The 4,435-nt window shown below is 56.6% G+C and carries 6 protein-coding genes and 1 tRNA gene; 6 read left to right on the forward strand and 1 reads right to left on the reverse strand.

All coding sequences use genetic code 11. The features are described 5' to 3' along the window. From AB5164_RS09785 to rplT, 6 genes are all read left to right on the forward strand, one after another. On the forward strand, positions 1 to 554 hold a 554-nt coding region (locus AB5164_RS09785), incomplete at its 5' end, for a class II fructose-bisphosphate aldolase (RefSeq protein WP_368143292.1). A 256-nt stretch (positions 555 to 810) separates the two neighbouring features. Then, positions 811 to 2,244, forward strand: coding sequence for a transglutaminase-like domain-containing protein (locus tag AB5164_RS09790; RefSeq protein ID WP_368143291.1), 1,434 nt, complete (start codon positions 811 to 813; stop codon positions 2,242 to 2,244). 39 nt (positions 2,245 to 2,283) lie between these two features. Continuing rightward, positions 2,284 to 2,370: transfer RNA gene (locus AB5164_RS09795), tRNA-Leu, on the forward strand. A 432-nt stretch (positions 2,371 to 2,802) separates the two neighbouring features. Continuing rightward, positions 2,803 to 3,372, forward strand: coding sequence for a translation initiation factor IF-3 (gene infC / locus AB5164_RS09800; protein ID WP_006234423.1), 570 nt, complete (start codon positions 2,803 to 2,805; stop codon positions 3,370 to 3,372). Between the two features lie 32 nt (positions 3,373 to 3,404). Further along, positions 3,405 to 3,596 carry a 50S ribosomal protein L35 gene (gene rpmI, locus AB5164_RS09805; RefSeq protein ID WP_006234422.1) on the forward strand — a complete coding sequence of 64 codons (192 nt, stop codon included), beginning with the start codon at positions 3,405 to 3,407 and terminating at the stop codon, positions 3,594 to 3,596. A gap of 46 nt (positions 3,597 to 3,642) precedes the next feature. Then, the gene (rplT, locus tag AB5164_RS09810; RefSeq protein WP_022094123.1) at positions 3,643 to 4,002 is read left to right on the forward strand and encodes a 50S ribosomal protein L20; all 360 of its coding nucleotides are present in this window, start codon (positions 3,643 to 3,645) and stop codon (positions 4,000 to 4,002) included. A gap of 189 nt (positions 4,003 to 4,191) precedes the next feature. Here the strand turns inward: rplT and AB5164_RS09815 are convergent. After that, on the reverse strand, positions 4,192 to 4,435 hold a 244-nt coding region (locus AB5164_RS09815), incomplete at its 5' end, for a hypothetical protein (RefSeq protein ID WP_368143290.1).

Consider the following 4,435-nt stretch of genomic DNA (forward strand, 5'->3'; position numbering starts at 1 on the left):
ACGGCTCTCACGAGGAGACCTTCCAGCTTAACCTCGACCGCACCAAGGAGCTCGTTGAGCTTGCCCACTCCAAGGGCATGTCCATCGAGGCCGAGGTCGGCGGCATCGGCGGCACCGAGGACGGCGTGACCTCCAGCGGCGAGCTCGCTGATCCTGCTGAGTGCAAGCAGATCGCTGACCTGGGCGTCGACTTCCTCGCCTGCGGCATCGGCAACATCCACGGCGTGTACCCTGCCGACTGGGCTGGCCTTTCCTTCGAGCGCCTGGGCGAGATCAAGGCCCAGACCGGTGACCTGCCCCTCGTCCTGCACGGTGGCACCGGCATCCCCGAGGATCAGATCAAGAAGGCCATTTCCCTGGGCATCTCCAAGATCAACGTCAACACCGACCTGCAGCTCGTCTTCGCCAAGGGCGTCCGCGAGTACATCGAGGCTGGCAAGGATCAGCAGGGCAAGGGCTTTGACCCCCGCAAGCTCCTCAAGCCTGGTCGCGACAACATCGTTGCTCGCACCAAGGAGCTCATGGAGGAGTTTGGCTCCGTCAACAAGGCGTAAGTAGCGGTTTAACTTTCCCGTCGGTGGCCCCGTTTCCCCTACGCTGTTTCCCTCGCGCTCACCCGGCTTCGCCAGAAGTCGCGCGACGGAATCAGCTCCAGGGAAACGGGGCCTCCTTCGTTAACTCGCTACAGGGTTACTGGGCTGAATTCATTTTTATAGGTACCGTTTATCGGCGTTGAGGGCTCCTTTGTTGGGGCTTTCTTTTTTATCTCGGTACAATGGGGGTTGTCTATCGTTCGACGCGGGAGTGGTTATGGCTGTTATTGATGTGCTGCCTTCGGATGGGAAGGTTATTGACGAGGGTCCTGTTGGTTGCTCTGTTGATGTTTGCTGTGATGACTTTCGTCATCTCGATGTTGGACTGCCGCCCGAGATTCTTCGTCTTAAGGATGCCGGGTATTTGACGCAGGCTGTTGCTGCCTGCAATCGCCTTTTGGAACAGAACCCCGAGCCTTCGCTGGCCGCCTGCGTTCGCGCCGAGCGGTATCGCATGCTCGAGACGCCGCTTCATTTTTCGGTGTCGCGTGATCGAGCCATTGCGATGATTCGCGAGGAGTGGCCAGAGTTTACCGAAGAGCAGTTTGACGACCTGATTGATCGTAAGCGTATTGACTGGCGCTTTATCGATGGCGAGCTGTTCGTTCTTGACAACTTCCTTAATTCGCTTCGCGTTTATCCCAAAGAGGTCCCCGGCATGCGTCCCGATCCTGTGGACGGAATTGCGCTACGCAACCAGATGCTCAAGGAGATGGAATCGCAGAATGGGCTGTCTCGCATCATTACCCTTAAGGCATCCGTGTCTGTCCCCGGTGCTCTTGAGGGGGAGGCCGTTCGCGCGTGGCTTCCCGTTGCTGCCGCCTGCCGTCAACAGTCTCAGGTCGAGGTTCTCGATATGACGCCGGAGGGGCATGTTGCCCCCGAGGATGCGCCGGCACGCACCGCCTCATGGTGTTCTTCGACCGATCGCTCGTTCTCGGTAACCTATCGTTATCACATTAATGCTGCCTATTGCGACATTTATGGAGGCGCGCTGCCCGAACGCCCGTGCACGGATGCACCGCTGCCCGAGGACGCTTCCGAGGACCGTCCGCACATCGCGTTTACGCCGTATCTGCGTCAACTGACGGCGCACATCATTGACGGGCTCGTCGATCCGCTTGACCGTGCTCGCGCCGTCTATGATTATCTGACGCAACATATCGACTATCGCTATCAGCCACCATATCTGCTTTTGGGCTCTATCGCCGATGACTGTGCACACTCGCTCCGCGGCGATTGCGGCGTTATGGCGCTCACGTTTATCACCATGTGCCGCATCGCGGGCGTGCCTGCCCGTTGGCAGAGCGGCCTGTATGTCGCGCCCGATTCGGTGGGACCGCACGACTGGGCCGAGTTCTACACACCTCAGACCGGTTGGCTTAACGCCGATATTTCGTTTGGTTCCTCTGCGCGCAGAATGGGGGAGGAGTGGCGTCGCCAGCATTACTTTGGCAACCTCGATCCGTGGCGCATGGTGGCAAACTCCCAGTTCCAAGCGGACTTATTCCCTGTATCTGATGGCATGCGTGAGGATCCCTATGACAACCAGATGGGCGAGGCCTCGGTTGACGGACGTGGATGCCGTCAGCGGGAGATGTTGCGCAAGATTGAGCTTATCGAAATGCTTGAAGTTCCATTTTCGGACTAATCAACAGAAAGCTGTGATAAACTAACTCACGCATTACGTGCCCGAGTGGCGGAATTGGCAGACGCAGTGGACTCAAAATCCACCGTTGGCAACAACGTGCGAGTTCGAGTCTCGCCTCGGGCACCATACATGCAAGTGAGCGTTCAAGGGGGTCAAGGCCCCCTTTTTCGTGCCGAACTCGCGTGAGCGCGCGGAGCGTTAGGCAAACAGGCCAGCGGCCTGTTTGTAGCGGAGCGTGGCGAGGGCACCGTGCGCCCGAAGCCCGGGGCTTCGCGAAGCGAAGGCCCTTCGAGTCTCGCCTCGGGCACCATACATGCATCTGCGCTTCAAGGGGGTTACGGCCTCTCTTTTTCGTGTACGTAATGTGATAACGCGCTGCGCGTGTTATTATCCACAAGGCGTTGTTCCCGCAATGCCCTAAAGAGGAACCCGAGGGTTCCCACCTTTTGGCGCCAATGAGCAGCTGACTGGTCATACAACTTAGATTCTCTTCCTCATACCGAGGATGTCTATGTGTACGACCTGGTTGCAAAGAAGCGCCGGGTTATTTTTTTATGAATGGAGGTAGGGAAAATAGCTAAGTCTGATGACACCCGCATCAACGACGAGATCACTGCATCTTCGTGCCGTTTGATTGGCGTCGATGGCTCTCAGCTCGGCCTGTTCGCCATCCGCGATGCCCAGCGCGTCGCCGACGATCAGGGTCTCGACCTGGTCGAGATCGCTCCCAACGCGGAGCCGCCGGTCTGCAAGGTCATGGACTACGGTAAGTTCAAGTACCAGCAGGCCATGAAGGCCAAGGCAGCTCGTAAGAACCAGTCCAAGGTCGAGGTTAAGGAAATGAAGTTCCGACCCAAGATCGACGTTGGCGACTACGAGACCAAGAAGGGCCACGTTCTTCGTTTCCTCAAGAAGGGCGCACGCGTCAAGATCACCATCATGTTCCGCGGTCGTGAGATGGCTCACCCGGAGCAGGGTCTTAACGTTCTCGAGCGTCTCGCCGAGGATCTTAAGCCTTACGCTACGGTCGAGTCCAAGCCTAAGATGGAAGGCCGTAACATGCTTATGCTGCTCGCCCCGATTAAGGGCGCCTTTGATGAGGATAAAGCGGCAAGCGATACCAAGTAACTAGTGTTCTGTAACCGATTAAGGAGTATTTCATGCCTAAGATGAAGTCCCACAGCGGCACCAAGAAGCGTTTCCGCAAGACTGGTACCGGCAAGCTTATGCGCGCCAAGGCTTTCAAGAGCCACATCCTGAGCAAGAAGTCCACCAAGCGTAAGCGTGGCTTCCGTCAGGAGACCGAGATCGCCGCTGCCGACCGCAAGGTCATCAAGTCGCGTCTCGCCTAAGTTCGCGTTCCCGTTTTTCGTTTTACCGTCTAGGAGTTGATAGAACATGGCACGTATTAAGCGCGCTGTTGCCGCCAAGAAGAAGCGCCGTACCGTTATGCACCGTGCGAAGGGTTACTACGGTGCCGCTTCGCGTACTTACAAGCATGCTAAAGAGCAGGTCCAGCACTCCCTGCAGTATCAGTATCGTGATCGCCGCAACAAGAAGCGCGAGATCCGCTCTCTCTGGATCACCCGTATCAACGCTGCTGCTCGCCTGAACGACATCTCTTACTCTCAGTTCATGCACGGCCTGAAGGTTGCCGGCATCGAGCTCGACCGTAAGGTCCTGGCTCAGATGGCTTACGAGGACATCGAGTCCTTCAACGAGCTGGCTGCCATTGCCAAGAAGGCTCTCGAGGCCTAATAGATTCTGTTGAATCGCTAGGGGAGTGTCGCACTGTGCGCGGCACTCCCTCTTTTTATCCAGAGCGCTGGTTTATATAGCAAAAGCGCGGGTAGATAGACACTTACAGGTGACCGATCTTTATATATCTCTTAATCGAAGGGTCATCATCTGATACGTGCAGTTTTTCTGCATCAGCCTTTCTATTACTTATATAGGAAGCGATATGTTGTGTAGGAATTGTGAAGAGTGGAATTGACGTCCCACATCGCTTCGCGGTCTGGCAATATATCTCCTTGCCGCGCGGCCCGGTCGGACCGGGAACCAGCGCAGGCGTGCACCTTGAGAACCGGATACTGCGAGGATGGACACTTCAAGTGTCGCATCCGGGCAGACATCGAACCATTTGAAATGGTCTAACTTGGATTTGTTTTTCGCAAGGCCGCCGAGAGGC

This window comes from Collinsella aerofaciens (genome assembly GCF_040915425.1).
Taxonomy (GTDB): Bacteria; Actinomycetota; Coriobacteriia; order Coriobacteriales; family Coriobacteriaceae; genus Collinsella; species Collinsella aerofaciens_BW.